The organism is Brucella sp. MAB-22, assembly GCF_025908475.1.
Classification (GTDB): Bacteria; Pseudomonadota; Alphaproteobacteria; order Rhizobiales; family Rhizobiaceae; genus Brucella; species Brucella anthropi.
In genome coordinates this window covers 267,333-285,803 of the sequence record NZ_CP109782.1, presented here as the reverse complement: position 1 = coordinate 285,803, position 18,471 = coordinate 267,333, and the positions used below count along the sequence as shown (strand labels likewise).

Here is an 18,471-nt window from a genome sequence, read left to right as displayed (position 1 = left end):
TCAAGCCTTCCGTTCGACAAGCAGGATGTGGTCGCAAGCCAGCACCACTTCATCCCGCTGATTAAGCACTTCGCACCGCTCGGTAACGCGGCCCATATTGGCCCTCTTCGGGTCATCTTCCTTGGCGCTGATTGTCACGCGCGTGCGGATCGTATCTCCGATATGAACCGGACGAATAAAGCGCAGACGATCATAACCATAGGAAAATGCAACCGGATTGATCAGCGTTGCGGTCAATCCGACACCAATTGCAAAGATCATTGTGCCGTGGGCAATGCGCTGACCGCCCGGCAGGGTCTTGGCGAATTCCGCATCCATATGATGCGGAAAGAAATCGCCCGTATGCCCGGCGTGAACCACGAAATCCGTTTCGGTGATGGTGCGGCCCGTGGTGAGGCGCACATGGTTCATTTCATAGTCTTCGTAGTAGATTTTCTGTTCGGCCATGATCAGAACTCCGGTTTTGCGGCAAGCGGCGTGGCAGGCGCAGCGCTCGACTGATAGGCGGCCTCGACCAGCGCCATGGTGTGCCACGCATCTTCGACCGAGCCGACAAGTTCAGCGTCTTCGCCAGTCGCGAAGCGCTGCAACTGCGCCATGCGGTTTAAGAAAGCATCAGGGAACCACGCGCCTTCAAGCGGCACGGAAACCCAGTCGTCCCCGCCCTTTGGCTTGATCCAGAGCTCGTCCGGTTCTCCACGCGGATAATCGAGATTGACGCCGAGTTTCACATAGGCAGCACCTTCGGTGCCGCAGATGCGGAACTCGCAAGCCTGAAACTTGCGGCCGAAATCATGGTCGTGATTGACCGACAGCGCGCAGCGGACCCGGTCGCCATAATCAAGAATCGCGGCGGTTCGGGTCTGAGCCACATCGTGGTTTGGATGCCCGATGGTCTTGGCGTGAACACCTTGCGGATTGCCGAGCAGACCGCGCACGAAATCGAGATAATGGATCGAATGCATGGCAATCTCGATGCGTGGCAGACCTTTCAGGAACGGCCAAAGGCCCCAAGGCGTGGCAAGCGCGAGCCATGCGTCGAAATCCACGACTTCACCGAGCAAGCCCTTATCGACGGCATCGTAAAGTGCCAACATCATTGGCGCAAAGCGTAGCTGGAAATTGACCGCAGCTTTGAGATTGCGCGCACGGCAAACTTTCAGAATTTCCGTTGCCGCGGCTAGATCGCTGCCCATCGGCTTTTGGATCAGAACAGCCGCACCTTCCGGCAATTGCGCGAGGATCGAAGCATGAGCAGAAGGCGGCGTTGCCAGATCGAAGATCGCGCCTTCAACCGCAAGCGCCTCTTCAAGACTTCCAAAAACCTTCACGCCCCATTGGTCGGCAAGTGCCGATGCCTTGTCCAGATTGGGATCGAAAATACCAGCAACCGCAAAGCCGCCCTTTTGATAAGCGGGCAGATGCGCGTCACAGACGATACTGCCTGCACCGAAAATCACGATAGGCTTTGGCTGTGTGGGTTTGGCCCACCACTGACGCAGGGTTTTCGGATCAAAGGCCTCAGTCATGATGGAAAACCTCCTCCATCATGGCCCACCACTCACCCTCTTTACGGGTTTCAAGCGGTTTCTGGCATGGCATACAGACGGACCACCATTCCTGATTTTTCGGGTTATCGGCCATCTTCTTCATGTCGGCTTCAAAGTCGGCGCCTACATAGTCCCATGTGCCAAAAAGCAGGTTTTCCGGCTCTTTGAGAAAGATCGTATAATTGGTGATGTTGCACTGCGAAATGAGTGCCAGAATTTCCGGCCACACGCTCGCGTGCAGCTTTTTATATTCTGCGATCTTTTCAGGCTTCAGCCCGATCACCATGCCCATTCTCTGAACCATTACGATCTCACGATCTCGCGGGTGAATTCGGAAACGGAGCGCGCGCGCACGGCATCCCAATCCCACGAAATACCAATGCCGGGTTCTGATGGTGCAATGGCGTGGCCATCACGAATTTCCATGCCCTTGGTGGTCAGGTCATCAAGCTGCGGGATATATTCGACATAGCGCCCGTTCTGAACGGCACAGGTGAGGCTGACATGCAGTTCCATCAAGAAGTGCGGGCAGACGGGAATATCAAAAGCTTCTGCGGCATGTGCCACTTTCAGCCATGGCGTGATGCCGCCGATACGCGCCACATCCACCTGCACGATGGAGCAAGCGCCCTTCTGCATATATTCGCGGAAATGGCGGATCGAATAGATCGATTCACCCACTGCAATCGGCGTCGGGGTGGAACGGGTCAGGCGGATATGGCCATCAAGATCATCCGCCGGAAGCGGCTCTTCAATCCAAGCGAGATCAAGTTCTTTCAGGCGTTCGGCGCGGCGAATGGCTTCGTCCACCGTAAAGCCCTGATTGCAGTCGGTCATGATCTCAAAGCCGTCTCCCACCGCTGCGCGAACAGCCGAAAGACGCGCATAATCTTCCGAACCATGCGGCTTGCCGATCTTGACCTTGGAGCCGGAGAACCCCTTGGCTTTGGCGGCTAGAGCATCCTCGACCAGAGCTTCTTTCTCGATATGCAGCCAGCCACCTTCGGTCGTGTAAAGCGGGCAGCTTTCCTTGGCGCCGCCTGCCAGCTTCCACAGCGGCAGGTTCTGCTTCTTCGCACGCAAATCCCAGAGTGCCGTATCAATCGCAGCAAGCGCCAAAGCGGTAATCGGACCGATAGTTGTGGCGTGGGTTGCAAATTCGAGCTTACGCCAGATCGCCTCGATGCAATCCGCATCCTCACCGATGATCAGCGGCACCAGATGATCGCTCAACAGGCGCATGACGGACGAGCCGCCGGTGCCGATGGTGTAGCTGTAGCCCGTACCCACCGCACCATCACTGTCGGTGATGGTGACGATTGGCGTTTCCTGACTGACAAAGCTCTGGATCGCATCGGTGCGCTTGACCTTCGGTGGAAGGTCGACCATGCGCAGTTCGACTTTTTCAATCCGTGCCATAACTACACCGCCAAGCTCTTGCCACTTGCTGCATCAAACAGATGCGCCTGCGACAGATCAAAATGCATGGAGATCGCTTCACCGGAATTGAGGTGACGTGGGTTCAGCATACGCGCCACCCATTCCTTGCCAGCAAATTCGACAAAGACCAGCGTTTCATTGCCAAGTGGCTCGGTGATCGAAACGCGCAATTCGCCCTCATGAACGGCGTCTCCCGATGAAAGCCCATGGCCTTTCGGAAACAGATCATCCGGGCGCAGGCCGAACGTGACCTTGGAGCCATCCGTGACCTTGGCCTTGAACTGTGCAGGCACTGGCAGACGGTCACCACTGGCAAAAACCAGTTCCGAACCCTGCACGGTTGCCTCGGCCATATTCATGGGCGGCGAGCCGATAAAGCCTGCAACAAACTGCGTTGCAGGACGCTTGAACACTTCATCCGGTGTGCCAACCTGCTCGATATGGCCATCGCGCATGATGACGATACGGTCAGCCAGCGTCATGGCTTCGACCTGATCGTGCGTTACGTAAACGACGGTGGACTGCACTTTGGCATGAAGCTTTTTGATCTCTGTGCGCATCTGTGTGCGCAGTTTCGCATCAAGATTGGAAAGCGGTTCGTCGAACAGAAACACTTCCGGATTGCGCACAATGGCGCGGCCCATGGCAACGCGCTGGCGCTGACCGCCTGAAAGCTGTGCCGGACGGCGCTCCATCAAGGCTTCAAGGCCAAGAATGGCTGACGCTTCATTGACGCGTCGGTCGATTTCCGCCTGTGGCTGCTTGGCGATCTTGAGCGAGAAGCCCATGTTCTCGCGCACCGACATATGCGGATAAAGCGCATAGGACTGGAACACCATCGAGATATTGCGATCACGCGGCGGCAGATCGTTGACCACCTTGCCGCCGATTTCGAGCGCACCGTCGGAAATGCTTTCAAGACCTGCGATCATGCGCAGCGTCGTGGACTTGCCACAGCCGGACGGACCGACCAGCGCTACAAATTCCTTGTCGGCGATTTCGAGATTGATACCATGCACCACGCCGACATTGCCGTAACGCTTGACGAGATTTTTGATGGAAAGCTGAGCCATTTTATATCAACCTTTAACCGCGCCGAACGTCAGACCAGCAACAAGATGCTTCTGGACGATGAATGTGAGGGTCAGCGCCGGAATAATCATCACGACCGCCAGCGCACACATGCCGCGCCAGTCGATGGTGAATTCAGCGGTGTAATCAAGAAGACCAACAGGAAGGGTCTTGGAATTGACCGAGCGGGTGAGCTGGGAAGCCAGCGCATATTCGTTCCATGAAGTGAGGAAGGCAAAGATGCCTGCGGTCGCAATGCCGGGACCAGCGAGTGGAAACTCCACCTGCCAGAAGGCCTGCCAGCGTGTGCAGCCGTCAATCTGGGCTGCTTCCGCCAGATCCTTCGGCACCTGACGGAAAAAACCGTCGATCAGCCAGATCGTGAATGGCACATTGAGCGCCACATAGGTGACGATGAGACCAAAATGCGTGTCGATGATGCCGATGCGCGAATAGAGCATGAAGAGCGGCAGCGACAGGGCAATGCCCGGCACCGAGCGCGTCAGCATGAGGCCGAGGAAGGTTGTCGACTTGCCCCAGAAGCGAAAGCGCGCGAAGGCATAGCCACCCGAAACGCCGACAATCAGTGCGATGATGGTGGATGTGACCGAGATAATCAGCGAGTTGCGGAAATAATCCCAGACAGGAATACCGCCGCCGCCTGCGCCTGAGAACATGGCGCGATAGGCTTCCAGCGTGATTTCCTGCGGAATCCAGACCGGCGGCTTTGCCATGATTTCAACCGGCGGACGCAGCGAGGACAGCACGATCCACAGACCGGGCAGGCAAATGATCGCCATCGCGAGAAACAGGCCGATAAGATAGGCGACTTTCTTGACGCGACGCAGCAGACGATGCTGGTTATTGGAGAGCGTTGTTGATGCCATGATTACCACTCCGCTCCAATTTGCGCGCGTGCGGCTGCAAGCTTGCGGAAGAACATTACGGTGAAGAGGATCGAGAGCAGGATCGCGACATAGGCCATGGCATTGGCCAAGCCCATCTGCGCATCCGAATAGGCGGTGCGTCCAACCAGCGTCCAGATCAGCTCGGTTCGGCGTGCCGGGCCACCATCGGTCATGATTTTCACGATGTCATAGGCACGGGCCACATCCAGCGAACGGATAGTCATTGCGATGAAAGCAAACGGCATCAGATAAGGCCAGATGACATAGCGGAATGTCTGCCATGGCGTGCAGCCATCGACGCGCGCGGCTTCGACCGGGTCCTGCGGCATGGACAGAAGACCGCCCAGAATAAGGATCGCGAACACCGAGGTCGACATCCAGACTTCTGCCAGCAAAATCGCAAACAGCGCCAGATTGCCGTCGATCAGCCATGGAATAGCCTGGCTGGTGATGCCCAGAGATTGCAGCGCATTGTTCACGAGACCGATATTGTCGTTGAACATGAACTTGAACTGGAAGCCGACGAGAACCGGCGAAAACATCATCGGGAACATCATCAGCGTGCGCAAAACACGCTGACCGTGGGTGGCCTTATTGATGAGCAGCGCCAAGCCAAGGCCGAGCAGCATTTCCAGATTGAGCGCGATGGTGAGGAAAATCACCGTGCGGATGAATGCAGCCCAGAACACCCAATCACTCATGATGCGCTGATAGTTGCGCAAGCCGATGAAGTTGAACAGGCTGTCAGGGCGCGTCAGCCGGAATGGCGTGAAGCTTGAATAAAGCGAAAGCGCGAGGGGAAACAGAACCACCGCTGCGAGGATGATAATGGCCGGAAGCAAAAGCAGAACCGGCGGGGAAATTCGTTTAAACATTGTTCTTCCGAAGCGGTGGATCAGCCAGAAAACCTGTCAAAACGGCCCGCCAATTGGTTTCCCAAAGGCGGGCCATGAAGTCACAAAGCGAGACTAGAGTTCGCCAGCATCCTCAAGGATCTGCGTTGCCTTCTTGGCTGCATCGTCAAGCGCCTGCTGTGAGGTCTTGTCGCCAAGGATCGCCGCCTGAAGCTCAGGATAAACAGCGTTGGAAATCTCGATCCAGGAAGGGGTCTGCGGAACCGGGAAAGCGGTCTTTGCCGTTTCCTGGAACACGGAGAGCACTTCCTTCTTGTATGGATCGGAAGCAGCCTGTTCGATGACATAATCCCAGACAGCCGTACGGGTTGGCAGCGTGCCAGCAGCCGATTCCTGCTTCTGCGAATCTTCGTTGGTCAGGAACCAGACGAGCGAAGCAGCAGCTTCCTTGGTGGCGCAGGATTCGGTGACCGAGAAGCCGTGATGGCCCGACCAGCCGGTGCGTTTGCCGGAAGAACCTGTCGGAGGCGGAACGATACCGACATTGCCTGCGACCTTCGACGACTTTGGATCGTTGAGATAGGTCGCCCAGCCCGGCCAATCCAGATTGATTGCGATGGTACCGGATGCAAAGCCTGCGCCGAGTTCATCCCACAGATAGTTGGTGGTGCCTGCAGGAACGGCCTTGGCCTTGTAGAGATTAACGAACCAGTCGAGCGCACGGACACCGGCTTCAGAATTGAAAGCTGGCTTGCCGTCCTTGAGATATTCGCCGCCTTCTGCGACCAGCATTTCATAGAAGCGGCCATTAATGGCTTCTTCCTTGCCCGCAAACTGCGTGCCGTAGAAATTCGGTGGATCGGCAAAGAACACAGCCTGATCGGAAACTTCTTTCCAGGTCTTTGGCGGTGCCAGATCGTAGCCGTATTTTTCCTTGAACGCGGTCTTCTTGGCGTCGTCTTCGTAAAGGCTCTTCTGATAGTAGAGCGCCGAGACGTCGAACTGCGCGCGCGGCAGCATGACCAGCTTGTCGTTAAGCGTCGAAGCCTTGATCACCGATGGCACGAAACCTTCGATTTCGCCCGATGGAAGCAAACCATTCAGGTCGGCATAGAGATCAGGATATTGCGGCGCAAAGGACGAATGGTTGGAGCCGACGCACCAGTTGATCGAACCAGAAGCGATGTCCGACTTGATTTCCTTGTCCAGTTCGAAGTGGTTCTTCTTGGACAGGATGTTGACCTTGGCACCGGTCGCTTTTTCCCATTCGGCAATGCGCGAATACAGCGCTTCATACTGCTGACCGCCGATCAGCTTGGCGTTTACCGTCACGCCTTCAAATTTACCCGGCAAATCGGCCGCACCAGCGGAACCCACTGCCAATGCCAATAGAGCCGTTCCCGCCAGGCAGGACATTTTGAAACTCATCATGCTTCTCCTCCTCACGACGGACTTTTCCCCGGTCCGCCCCCAATTGTGAATTTGGTATTTATATGCAAACATATTATTCAAAACCGGTCAAGGCGAGTTTCCGCACATTTGCGACTTTCGCATTCCGGGTTGTTCGTATATGAAGAGGGATATTCATGAGGGGAGCTAACTTGGAAACACACGATCGCTACCGCGCGCCCGCGCTGGACAAGGGACTGGATATTCTGGAACTGCTTGCGAGCGTGGATGGTGGGCTGACACAGGCAGAAATTGCCAAACACCTCGACCGCAGCCCCAACGAGTTTTACCGGATGCTGGATCGCCTGGTGAAGCGCGGTTACGTGACCAAGCTCGAGGGCGACCGCTATTCACTGACGCTCAAGCTGTTCGGTCTTGCACACCTTCATGCACCGGTGCGCAGACTTGCTTCCTTTGCCACGCCTTTCATGCGTGAACTTGCCGACCGCTCAAAGCAGGCCAACCAGCTTGCCGTGTTTGACCGGGGATCTGTCGTTGTCATTGCACAGCAGGAGGCTCCGGATTACTGGGGCATCTCAATCCGCGTCGGTTCGCATATCAGCCTGTTCGATACCGGTTCCGGCCATGTGCTTCTCGCCTTCCGGTCACCGGAAGAACGCAAGATGATGATTGCCGAATATGCGAAAGACGGTGAAAGCGTGAAGCTCGATGAGAGTTTCTACGAGCGCCTCGACCAGATTCGCGAACGTGGCTATGAAATGATGCCCAGCGCTCAGGTGGCAGGCGTCTACAATCTCTCGGCCCCGATTCTCGGCCCGGATGGTACTTGCATTGCCTCACTGACCTGTCCCTATGTGACACTCGTCAATTCGGCTTCAGCACCCGACATTACGCAGACCATCAGCCTGCTCCAAAAGACCGTCAAAGACCTGTCGAAACTGGTCGGCTCCGACATAGGGACAGCCGACTAAGCAATGCCGGTAATTCTTATTTGAAAACTCTCTTCTTTTTTGAAAGTATGTCAATGGAGGAGAGTTTTCATGATTATCGATACCCATCTGCATCTGATAGACAAAAGCGCACTGACTTACCCATGGCTGGGGGATGTCCCGGCGCTCAACCACGACTTTCTGTTCGAGACCTATCGGAAGCAGGCTGAGCGCTGCGGCATTACAGCAGCACTGCATATGGAAGTGGATGTGGCAGCCGATGCCATTCAGGCTGAAACGGACCACGTTCAGGAGATTTCCAGAAGATCGGGCGGTTTCATCAAGGGTGCAATCGCCTCGTGCCGCCCGGAAGAGCCGGGATTTGCGGAATATCTCGAATTGCAGCTTGGCAATCCTTTCGTCAAAGGCTTTCGTCGTGTGCTGCATGTCGTACCTGATGACGTTTCCGAGGGTGTTCTTTTCCGCGAGAATATCAAGCGGCTGGAAGGCACTGGCCTGACCTTCGATCTCTGCACACTCCCACATCAGATCGACAAGGTACTTGCGCTGGCCGATCTTGCCCCGGACGTGCAATTCGTGCTCGATCACTGCGGCGTTCCGGACATCAAGTCAGGTGCGCTGGACGGCTGGAAAAAGGGCATTACCGAGGTTGCGCAGCGCGACAATGTGACGGCAAAGATTTCCGGCGTAGTGGCCTATGCCGAGCAGACAAGCTGGACCGTCGACACGGTACGTCCCTATGTGGAGCATGTCATTGAGGCCTTCGGCTGGGAGCGGATTGTGTGGGGCAGCGACTGGCCTGTCTGCACACTGGCAAGCAATGTCGATGCCGGACTTTCGACATGGGTGGCCACAACCCATGCGCTTCTTGAAGGATGCAGCGAAGACGAAAAAGCGCTGCTTCTCTCCGAGAATGCAACGCGCCTCTGGAAACTATAAAACCAATCAGGCTGGCGGCAAGCCGCCAGCCTTTCCATATAAATCAGAAGCTTTCGCGGAAAAGCCGGTTGAGATCGGCGATGACGACCTCCGCCTTCTCATTGTCCAGCAAGCCTTTGTTGATGCGTTCCGACGCCGCTTCCTGAAACGGCATATAGCCATCGTGACGCGGACGTACCCATGCGCCTTCCAGTGTCGCGCGCGTGTCGCGATAAAAGTCAGACGTCGCCGCATTCACAGTGTCGTCTTCCCATGCTTCCGCATGTCCCGGCTGACCATTGGAGGCCGCATAAAGCCCCTTCTGTACGTCACCGCTTGCAATCCAATAGGCAAAATCGATAGCAGCCTCCGGATGCTTGCTGAAGGCTGAAACGGCAATGCCCGTACCGCCCAGAGCCGAACCTGCAACACCTGCCGCGCCCGCTGGAATATCGGCAAAACGGATCAGACGCTCGCGGAAGCCCCGCATGGCATAATTCACATAGCCGTAGATCAGCGGTGAGCACGCGATTTCGGATTCCGGCTCTGCCATTTCCTCAAACACGGTAATCGGGTCCATGCCGAAGCATTCCGGCTTTACCAGCGAAGCGATCTCGCGCAGTTGCTCGAAAGCTTTGACACCATCCTCAACAGAGATCAGTTCGCCTTCGACCGCGCAAGGCGTTCCGGCATTGGCAACGAGTGTATAAAAGCACATCAGCGAATGCGGCGAGCGCAGTGGCAGCAGAACTTTCCCGGCGCGCGCCAGACGCAGCACCTCACCCCATGAGGTGGCTGGCTTGTCCATCAGGTCCGGACGCCATGCCTGAACCTGTGTGGCGGCATCAAGCGGAAATGCCCATTGCCGCCCTTGCCAGTTATAGCTTGGGAAGGACTGGCCCACAGAACCATCGGCAAGCGCCTTCAGTTCCGCCTCGCGACCCGCCACATCAAGCGGCACAAGGCAGCCTTCCTTGGTGATCTGGCCCACATGTGGATGGTCGATTACGATCATATCGAAATTGAGTGCCAGTTCCTCAACCGGAAAGGTCTCGAAATCCTGTAGCGACCGCTTTTCCCACTCGATTTCGACGCCCTTGTCAGCAAGCCATTGTTCGGCGCCTGCAACCATCGGATCATAGCCGCGCGGGTGGCTCCAGGTCATGCTTTTCAGCTTGATCGTACTCATAGACCGAACTCCTCGCGAATTTCTTTGCTGTTTTCGCCAATGCGCGGTGCAGCACGTGCCACCTTTGGGCGTTGTCCGTTGATACGCAGCGGCGAACGTGTCGTGGTGATGGAAACATCATCTTCACGCGTGACGGTCTGAAGCATGTCGAGAGTTGAAAAGCCTTCGCTTGCAAGCAGTTCTTCCCAGTTGAGAACGCGGGCGCACCAGATATCAGCTGGTTCCAGAATGGCGAGCCATTCATCTACCGTCTTCGTGGTAACACAATCAGCGATCAGCCGCTTGATTTCATCGCGCTTGGCAAAAGCCAGTTTGGCATCCTCAATGAAAGGCGCAAGCGTATCTGTTTCAAGCAGTGGTGCGAGTTTCGCAATCGGCATCATGGCAATTGCGAGATAACCGTCCGCTGCTGGATAGACACCGTAAGGTGCTGCAAGATAGGCATGCGCGCTGCGGAAATCGGAACGTTTTGGCAGGCGACGACCATCGTTAAGGTGGGTGGTCAGCACTTCAAACTGGAAATCAACCAGCGCTTCGAGAAGGCTGGTTTCGACATGCGAGCCTTTATTGGTGATGCCGCGCCGTACCAGCGCTGCGAGAATTCCCTGTGCCGCAGCAGCCCCAGCCAGCATATCGGCAACCGCCAGACCGAATGGCACCGGTCCTTGGCCCTCATCACCATTGAGCCACATGAGGCCCGAGCGCGCCTGCGCCAGCAAATCCTGCCCGGGCCGCCCGACCCATGGCCCTTCTTCGCCATAGCCGCTGATCGATGCATAGACGAGACGCGGATTAATTTCTTTGACTGCCTCGTAATCAAGGCCAAGACGCTTGATGACACCGGGGCGGAAGTTCTGGATCAGCACATCGGCCTGTGTGAGAAGCTTTTTCAATGCTGCCAGATCGTCAGGATTTTTGAGGTCGATCGCAAGGCTGTCCTTGCCGCGATTGATCGCATGAAAAATCGTGGAATCACCGCCGATCTCCGTGTCGCTCAGATAAAGCCTGCGCGAGAGATCGCCGCCATCGGGCCGTTCAATCTTGATGACGCGTGCGCCCAAATCCATCAGACGCAACGAGCAATAAGGCCCCGACAGAAACTGGCTCATATCGACAACGACAAGCCCGCTTAGCGGCAGTTCGCTTTCCGACATCGGGAAATTCCCTCCTCATGAATTTCTTATGTAAATATAGTCTTCACATATGGATTTATAGAAGGCAAGGCGGAAATTGGGGTAACAATGCAAAAACGCCGCCCGGTTGGGCGGCGTTTTCAGTCCCGATTTGATGAATTGGACTGCGTGTTAAACCTCGTTGCTGGCCAGTTCCAGCAAGGTCCAGACGTGATCCGCGAATGAGTTCCACACTTCGATCCGGTAATGATCGGCATCCCACTTCAACAGAATGATCTGGGCGTGATCGAAGATCGTGCGGGCAGCACCCGGAAAGCTCATCTGCGAAAGCTCAAGTGGGGAAGCGGCATTCAACAGCCATTCGGCTTTGGGTCCGGAAATATCGATGCCGGTTTCCCGATGGCTTACTTCCGTCAGGCTGTGCGGCTCTGTTTCATAAAGCTTGGCGAAAGCCTGTGTGATGGCTGCGCCCTTGGCTTCCTCGGCCCAGATATACCATTCATCCGGTCCGAGACAGGCGACCGCAATATCGTTTGTGCGGATCAAACCGCCGATCTTGGTCGGGATTTTTGCACCCAGCGCCTTTTCGGCCAAGGCCAGCTTTGCCGGGGCAATGCGCAGGATGAAACGGGCGGCATCTTCTGCCGCGTGGATTTCCAGACGACCGGGAATGACGACCTTGCGGTTCGAATAAGGTTTTGTCTCAACAAGCATGGTTCAATCCTTATCACTACAGTTGCAAATTCGTCAGGCCGTGGCGAAAAGAGTGATTTTCGAGTACCGGAGCGGAGCGTACTTAAAGGTACGCGAGCACCGGAACGCAGACAAATTGCTCTTTGCAGCCCGGCATCACGAAGAATGCAGCTGTAGTGTTATCCGTTCAGTTTCTTTCCTTCGGGGTCATAGAAGACCATGCCCGAAACTACAGCCTCATGCACTGTGCCATCCGGCATCGGCATATAAAGCGTTTCACCCATCCGATCCTTGCCGCCTGATACCACGGCCATGGCGATAGACCGGCCAAGCGTCTCGCTCCAATAGGACGAGGTGACATGGCCAAGCATGGTCATTGGCAGCGCCTGCTTTGGATCGGCGACAATCTGCGCACCTTCTTCCAGCACCAGCTTTGGATCGTTGGTGAGCAGGCCCACGAGATGCTTGCGATCTGATTTCAGCATATCCGGACGCGCCAGCGAACGCTTGCCGACGAAATCCGGCTTCTGCTTGCCAATCGCCCAGCCAAGGCTTGCATCATCCGGCGTAATTGTGCCGTCAGTATCCTGACCGACAATGATATAGCCCTTTTCAGCGCGCAGAACGTGCATGGTTTCGGTGCCGTAAGGCGTGATGTCGTATTGCTGGCCGGCCTCATAAAGCGCCTTCCAGAGTGACAGGCCGTAACGGGCAGGCACGTTGATTTCATAGCCCAGCTCGCCGGTGAAGCTCATGCGGAACAGACGCGCTGACACGCCAAGGAATGTGCATTCCGCCACCGACATATGCGGGAAGGCTTCGTCCGAAATATCCAGACCTTCAACCATTGGCTCAATGAGCTTGCGCGCATTCGGACCATTGATTGCCACCACTGCCCACTGTTCGGTGGTCGAGGTCAATGAGACTTTCAGGTCAGGCCATTCAGTCTGGAGATAGTCTTCCATCATGTTGAGAACACGCGCGGCACCGCCGGTTGTGGTCGTCACATGGAAGCGATCCTGCGTCAGGCGACCGACAACACCGTCATCGCGGATGAAGCCGTCTTCGCCAAGCAGCAGACCATAACGGCAGCGCCCAATGCCAAGCTTCGTCCATGGGTTGGTGTACATGCGGTTCATGAATTCCGCGGCATCCGGGCCAACCACTTCGATCTTGCCAAGGGTGGAAGCGTCGAACATGCCGAGCGACTGGCGGGTCGCCTTGCATTCACGCGCCACGGCCTGATGCATGTCTTCGCCGGTTTTCGGGAAGTACCATGCGCGACGCCACAGTGAGACCGGCTCAAAAGCTGCGCCATGCTGTTCAGCCCAGCTATCGATCGGTGTCTTGCGCGTGACATCGAACAGCTTGCCGCGATTGTAACCGCAGAAAGCGCCAAAGGTCGTCGGCGTGTAAGGCGGGCGGAAGGTTGTAAGACCTACCTGCGGCGTTGGGCGCTTGAGCGCATCGGCTGCAACCGCCAGACCGTTAATGTTCGAGGTCTTGCCCTGATCGGTCGCCATGCCGTTGGTGGTATAGCGCTTGACGTGCTCGATGGAATGGAAACCCTCGCGCACGGCCAGACGAATATCCTTGGCAGTCACATCGTTCTGGAAATCGATGAAAGCTTTGGCCTTGCCCGGATCCCGATCCGTCGGCAGTTCACGACAGCTTACGCCGTCGCAGACAAAATCACCGGCGACCGCATATTCAGACGCCTTGGCTTTGTGTCCGGAATCATTGGCAGCAGCGGCACCCGCTTCCGCACCCTCGTGCAATGCAGCCTGCAGGTCGAAATTGCCATTGCCTGCACCGGCACAGCGGCTTTCCTCGGTGCGTTCGCCCGGCAGATAAATCTGGCGTGCCTCATCCCAGACGAGAGAGCCTTTCGTGTGCGAGAACAGATGCACGCTCGGATTCCAGCCGCCAGACATCAGCAGCACATCGCAGGCAATCGTGCGCGCAGCACCGACCGAGCCATTGGAAACCGGATTAGCCCGCACAGACGACACGCGATGGCGTCCGCCGGTATCCGTCACAGTCCAGCCGGTCAGTGTTTCAATGCCAAGCATTTTGGCGCGGTTGACGAGGCTGTCGGCAACGCTTGAACGCACATCGATGATGGCCGGAACCTTCACACCTGCGACCGCGAGATCGAAAGCCGCAAGCCATGCGCTGTCATGCGAGGTGACGACGACTGCCTGATTGCCGACCTTGACGCCATAGCGATTGAGATAGGTGCGTGCGCTCGATGCCAGCATCACGCCGGGGCGGTCATTGCCTGCAAAGACCAGCGGCTTTTCAATCGCGCCCTGCGCCAGCACCACCTGTTTTGCGCGCACACGCCACATACGCTCACGCGGCGCATTGGAGGCAGGCTTGGCCTGATGATCAGTCAGGCGTTCGCAAAGACCAACCATGTTCTGATGGTAATAGCCGATGGCCGTCGTGCGCGGCAAAAGCGTGACATTCGGATTGGCTTTAAGGGCCGCTATGGTTTCGTTCAGCCAGTCCCAGCTTGCGCGGCCATTGATGACCGGCTCCGGTTCCGACAGAAGCGAGCCGCCAAATTCAGCCTGCTCGTCGACGAGGATGACCTTCGCGCCACTCTTTGCGGCTTCAAGGGCGGCGGCCAGACCGGCAGGTCCACCACCGGCAACCAGCACATCGCAGAAAGCATAGCGGCTGGCATAGGTGTCCGGATCGGGCTCGGACGGCGATTTGCCAAGACCGGCAGCGCCACGGATGAAAGGCTCATAGACCTTGTTCCAGAAGCTTTTCGGCCACATGAAGGTCTTGTAGTAAAAGCCTGCCGAGAAGAACATGTAGAACGCATCATTGATCGCGCCGACATCGTGCTTCAGCGACGGCCAGTGGTTCTGGGTTTCGGCCTTGAGACCATCATAGAGTTCCAGCACCGTTGCGCGGGTGTTTGGCTCAAACCGGCCGGGTCCTCTTGAGACACCCATCAGCGCATTCGGCTCTTCGGAACCGGCAGAAAGAATGCCGCGCGGGCGGTGATATTTGAACGAGCGACCGGCCAGATGCTCGCCATTGGCAAGCATGGCGGATGCCAGCGTATCACCTTCAAAGCCGGAATAGGTCTTGCCATTGAGGGTGAACCGAACGGACTTGGCCTTGTTGACACGGCCTTTGTTATGAATGCGCATATCGGTCATTATTTCGTCTCCGCAGCCGGAGTTTCTGCCAAAGCAGGACGTGGTTCGCCTGCCTTGTAGGTCACCGCAAACTTGTCGCTCACCGTATCGCGCACCGCATTGAAAAAGCGGCCGCAGCCATTGATATGCCGCCAGCGTTCATAATGGGTGCCGCGTGGGTTGGAGCGCGTGAACAGGAAGTCGCGCCATTCATCATCGGTCAGTGTCGATGGGTCGGCTGGACGCGCGATATGCGCTTCGCCCGCATAGGCGAATTCCAGCTCTGGGCGTTCCATCTCGCAATAAGGGCAACGGATAAGAAGCATTAGTGTTTCCCCTATTTCCTTAGTGAGCCACGGCGGCAGCAGCCGCTTCATCGATCAGGCGACCGGTGGTGAAGCGTTCAAGCGTGAAGGGTGCGTTGATCCAGTGTGGTTCGTCGCGGGCAATTGTATGCGCAAAGACGTGCGCCGAACCTGGCGTCGCCTTGAAACCGCCCGTGCCCCAGCCGCAATTCACGAAGAGGCCCGGCACCGGCGTCTTGCCGATAATCGGCGAACGATCCGGCGTGACATCAACAATACCGCCCCATTTGCGCAGCATCCGCATACGGGTGAAGATCGGGAAGACTTCGCAGATGGCCGCAAGCGTATGCTCGATCAGCGGCAGGCCGCCGCGCTGGCTGTAGGACACATATTGGTCAGTGCCGGAACCGATCACCAGCTCGCCCTTGTCGGACTGGCTGATATAGGCATGAACCGTGTTGGACATGACCACACATGGGAAGATCGGCTTGACCGGCTCGGACACGAGCGCCTGTAGCGGGAAGCTTTCAAGCGGCATACGCACGCCTGCCGTATCCATGACAATGGAAGTGCTGCCAGCAGCGGAGACCGCCACTTTCTTGGCCTTGATGAAACCGCGTGGCGTATCAACGCCGGTCACACGGCCCGATGCATCGCGACGGATGGCCGTAACCGGGCAGTTCTGGATGATATCAACGCCGCGCTCCGTCGCACCACGCGCATAGCCCCATGCAACCGCATCGTGACGGGCCACGCCGCCGCGCCGCTGCAAGGTGGCACCGACGACCGGATAGCGCGCATTGGCTGAAATATCGAGCGGCGGACAATATTCCTTCGCCTGCTCCTTGGTCAGCCATTCATTGTCGATGCCGTTGAGACGATTGGCATGGATGTGACGCTTGAAGCTCTGCACATCATGCACCGTATGGGCCAGCATCATCACGCCGCGCTGCGAGAACATGACGTTGTAGTTGAGGTCCTGGCTCAAGCCTTCCCACAGCTTCATCGCATGTTCGTAAAGATGCGCGCTCTCATCATAGAGATAGTTGGAGCGGATAATCGTGGTGTTGCGCCCGGTATTGCCGCCACCAAGCCAGCCTTTTTCGATGACCGCGACATTGGTGATGCCATGTTCCTTGGCCAGATAATAGGCCGCACCCAGACCATGCCCGCCAGCGCCGACGATGATCACGTCATATTCGGCCTTGGGTTCGGCATTCGGCCATTGCGGCTTCCAGTTCTTGTTGCCGGAAAGCGCATTTTTAATAATAGAAGCTGCAGAAAAACGGGACATAGACAACCACCAGTTTCGCGACCGCAAGCGCCCTGTCGGCACAAGCGAAGCCTTTGATGATATTTCTATTGTTTCCGTTTCAAACCCGACAGCAGGCTTGCGTCAAAAGACGCCACAAATACGACATGCCTACCATTTCGCGACATCTGGTCCACCTCATACAAGTGGGCCCGCGTCTGCAACCTGACGGCAAAGCAGTTTCAAAAATCGCCCCTGTAAAATAGGACAACATTATTGTCCTTTTCTCTTTTCTTTTATTGCGCAAAGGACTACGCATTCTTTCGTAAAATCGCGTCCAAAATAAAAGAAACGCAAGAAAGGTGATTCCGTGACTAAGGAGAATCTACTCGAAAGTGCACTTGTCCGTCTGGACGAGGCTGCAGGCCACATCAACATCGATGCGGACGTCATCGAGAAGCTGAAATATGCACGTGAGACCATGAAAGTGCGACTGATGATCCGCATGGATGATGGTTCGCGCAAATCCTTTCTTGCATGGCGCTGCCGCTACGACGACACGCGCGGACCGACGAAGGGCGGCATCCGCTATCATCCGGAATCGACCGCGGAAGAGGTTGAAACGCTGGCCTTCTGGATGACTTTCAAATGCGCCGTCATGAACCTGCCTTATGGCGGCGGAAAGGGTGCAATTCAGGTCGATCCACGTCAACTTTCAAAGGCTGAGCTGGAGCGTCTTTCGCGCGCCTATATCCAGGCTTTCTCCGGCATTATCGGGCCGGATCGCGACATTCCGGCACCGGATGTCTATACCAATTCCATGATCATGGGCTGGATGGCAGACGAATATTCCCAGATCGTCGGACAATCCTCGCCTGCCGTCATCACCGGCAAGCCGCTGGCACTTGGCGGTTCGCTTGGACGCAATGATGCCACGGCGCGCGGCGGCTTCTATCTCGTGCGCCATCTGTCGCACGATCTGGGCCTTGCTGCGCAGCTTCGCGTCACGGTTCAGGGCTTCGGCAATGCCGGTCAGTTCATCGTCAAGCTGATGGCAAGCGATGGTCACAAGATCGTTGCCGTATCGGATTCGTCCGGTGCTGTTTATTGCGCCAACGGCCTTGATCTCGATGCTCTTCTGGAAGCGAAAGCACAGAACAAGTCGGTTGTCTCGACAGCTGGCAAGAACGGCCATGAAGCCATCACTCCCGATGAGTTGCTTGCAGCCGACTGCGATGTTCTGGTGCCGAGCGCCATGGAAAACATGATCCATGCCGACAACGCAGCTTCCATCAAGGCCAAGCTTATTGTCGAGCTTGCAAATGGTCCAGTGACACCGGAAGCAGACGAAATCCTTGCGAAAAATGGCGTCATCGTTCTGCCGGATATTCTGGCCAATGCCGGTGGCGTGACGGTTTCCTATTTCGAATGGGTGCAGAACCGTCAGGGCTATTACTGGACGCTTGAAGAAATCCATGAGCGCCTGAAAACCATCATGGAACGTGAAGGCCGCGCCATCTGGAACCATGCCAAGCAGCACAATGTGACGGTTCGCTCGGCAGCTTATGTCCATGCGCTGCAGCGTCTTGCACAGGCTATTGAAGCACACGGCACGCAAAACGATTTTGCTGCCTGACCCA

General features: G+C 56.4%; 17 protein-coding genes. 3 read left to right on the top strand and 14 right to left on the bottom strand.

What is annotated here, in order from left to right; translation table 11 throughout:
• The 8 genes from OHI65_RS10840 to OHI65_RS10805 all read right to left on the bottom strand — a co-directional run bounded on the left by OHI65_RS10840 (nucleotide 1) and on the right by OHI65_RS10805 (nucleotide 7,251).
• Complete coding sequence (locus OHI65_RS10840) at nucleotides 1–447, bottom strand: MaoC/PaaZ C-terminal domain-containing protein (RefSeq protein ID WP_010658087.1); 447 nt, start codon at nucleotides 445–447, stop codon at nucleotides 1–3.
• A gap of 2 nt (nucleotides 448–449) precedes the next feature.
• A complete protein-coding gene (locus OHI65_RS10835) occupies nucleotides 450–1,529 on the bottom strand; it encodes a Gfo/Idh/MocA family protein (RefSeq protein WP_264358839.1) in 1,080 nt (359 codons plus the stop codon).
• Complete coding sequence (locus OHI65_RS10830) at nucleotides 1,522–1,854, bottom strand: L-rhamnose mutarotase (RefSeq protein ID WP_011982494.1); 333 nt, start codon at nucleotides 1,852–1,854, stop codon at nucleotides 1,522–1,524. Before OHI65_RS10830 ends, OHI65_RS10835 begins: the two co-directional genes overlap by 8 nt.
• A complete protein-coding gene (locus tag OHI65_RS10825) occupies nucleotides 1,854–2,969 on the bottom strand; it encodes a mandelate racemase/muconate lactonizing enzyme family protein (protein WP_264358838.1) in 1,116 nt (371 codons plus the stop codon). The genes OHI65_RS10830 and OHI65_RS10825 overlap by 1 nt, the downstream gene beginning before the upstream one ends.
• Nucleotides 2,970–2,971: 2 nt before the next feature.
• On the bottom strand, nucleotides 2,972–4,063 hold the full coding sequence (locus OHI65_RS10820) for an ABC transporter ATP-binding protein (RefSeq protein WP_010658083.1): 1,092 nt from the start codon (nucleotides 4,061–4,063) through the stop codon (nucleotides 2,972–2,974).
• A 6-nt stretch (nucleotides 4,064–4,069) separates the two neighbouring features.
• Nucleotides 4,070–4,948 (bottom strand): carbohydrate ABC transporter permease, encoded by an 879-nt coding sequence (locus tag OHI65_RS10815; protein WP_264358837.1) that lies wholly within the window; start codon nucleotides 4,946–4,948, stop codon nucleotides 4,070–4,072.
• Nucleotides 4,949–4,950: 2 nt separating this feature from the next.
• Complete coding sequence (locus OHI65_RS10810) at nucleotides 4,951–5,844, bottom strand: carbohydrate ABC transporter permease (RefSeq protein WP_010658081.1); 894 nt, start codon at nucleotides 5,842–5,844, stop codon at nucleotides 4,951–4,953.
• Nucleotides 5,845–5,937: 93 nt separating this feature from the next.
• A complete protein-coding gene (locus OHI65_RS10805) occupies nucleotides 5,938–7,251 on the bottom strand; it encodes an ABC transporter substrate-binding protein (protein WP_413541931.1) in 1,314 nt (437 codons plus the stop codon).
• Nucleotides 7,252–7,409: 158 nt separating this feature from the next.
• On the opposite strand from OHI65_RS10805, the gene OHI65_RS10800 reads away from it, so the two are divergent.
• Together OHI65_RS10800 and OHI65_RS10795 are read left to right on the top strand one after the other, a co-directional pair.
• A complete protein-coding gene (locus OHI65_RS10800; protein ID WP_264358835.1) occupies nucleotides 7,410–8,204 on the top strand; it encodes an IclR family transcriptional regulator in 795 nt (264 codons plus the stop codon).
• Nucleotides 8,205–8,273: 69 nt separating this feature from the next.
• Nucleotides 8,274–9,122: an amidohydrolase family protein gene (locus tag OHI65_RS10795; protein ID WP_011982488.1), complete on the top strand. Its 849-nt coding sequence runs from the start codon at nucleotides 8,274–8,276 to the stop codon at nucleotides 9,120–9,122.
• A 43-nt stretch (nucleotides 9,123–9,165) separates the two neighbouring features.
• Here OHI65_RS10795 and OHI65_RS10790 read toward each other — a convergent pair whose 3' ends face one another.
• The 6 genes from OHI65_RS10790 to OHI65_RS10765 form a co-directional block, all read right to left on the bottom strand.
• Nucleotides 9,166–10,290, bottom strand: a complete 1,125-nt coding sequence (locus OHI65_RS10790) for an extracellular solute-binding protein (protein ID WP_264358834.1) — start codon at nucleotides 10,288–10,290, stop codon at nucleotides 9,166–9,168.
• Nucleotides 10,287–11,444 carry a CaiB/BaiF CoA transferase family protein gene (locus OHI65_RS10785; RefSeq protein WP_264358833.1) on the bottom strand — a complete coding sequence of 386 codons (1,158 nt, stop codon included), beginning with the start codon at nucleotides 11,442–11,444 and terminating at the stop codon, nucleotides 10,287–10,289. Before OHI65_RS10785 ends, OHI65_RS10790 begins: the two co-directional genes overlap by 4 nt.
• 150 nt (nucleotides 11,445–11,594) lie before the next feature.
• On the bottom strand, nucleotides 11,595–12,137 hold the full coding sequence (locus OHI65_RS10780; protein WP_264358832.1) for a sarcosine oxidase subunit gamma: 543 nt from the start codon (nucleotides 12,135–12,137) through the stop codon (nucleotides 11,595–11,597).
• 158 nt (nucleotides 12,138–12,295) lie between these two features.
• A complete protein-coding gene (locus OHI65_RS10775) occupies nucleotides 12,296–15,295 on the bottom strand; it encodes a sarcosine oxidase subunit alpha (protein WP_264358831.1) in 3,000 nt (999 codons plus the stop codon).
• On the bottom strand, nucleotides 15,295–15,600 hold the full coding sequence (locus tag OHI65_RS10770) for a sarcosine oxidase subunit delta (RefSeq protein ID WP_061344903.1): 306 nt from the start codon (nucleotides 15,598–15,600) through the stop codon (nucleotides 15,295–15,297). Before OHI65_RS10770 ends, OHI65_RS10775 begins: the two co-directional genes overlap by 1 nt.
• 19 nt (nucleotides 15,601–15,619) lie before the next feature.
• Complete coding sequence (locus OHI65_RS10765) at nucleotides 15,620–16,873, bottom strand: sarcosine oxidase subunit beta family protein (protein WP_010658072.1); 1,254 nt, start codon at nucleotides 16,871–16,873, stop codon at nucleotides 15,620–15,622.
• A gap of 328 nt (nucleotides 16,874–17,201) precedes the next feature.
• Here OHI65_RS10765 and OHI65_RS10760 point away from each other — a divergent pair, with 328 nt between their 5' ends.
• The gene (locus OHI65_RS10760) at nucleotides 17,202–18,467 is read left to right on the top strand and encodes a Glu/Leu/Phe/Val family dehydrogenase (protein WP_264358830.1); all 1,266 of its coding nucleotides are present in this window, start codon (nucleotides 17,202–17,204) and stop codon (nucleotides 18,465–18,467) included.
• Nucleotides 18,468–18,471 lie beyond the last annotated feature (4 nt).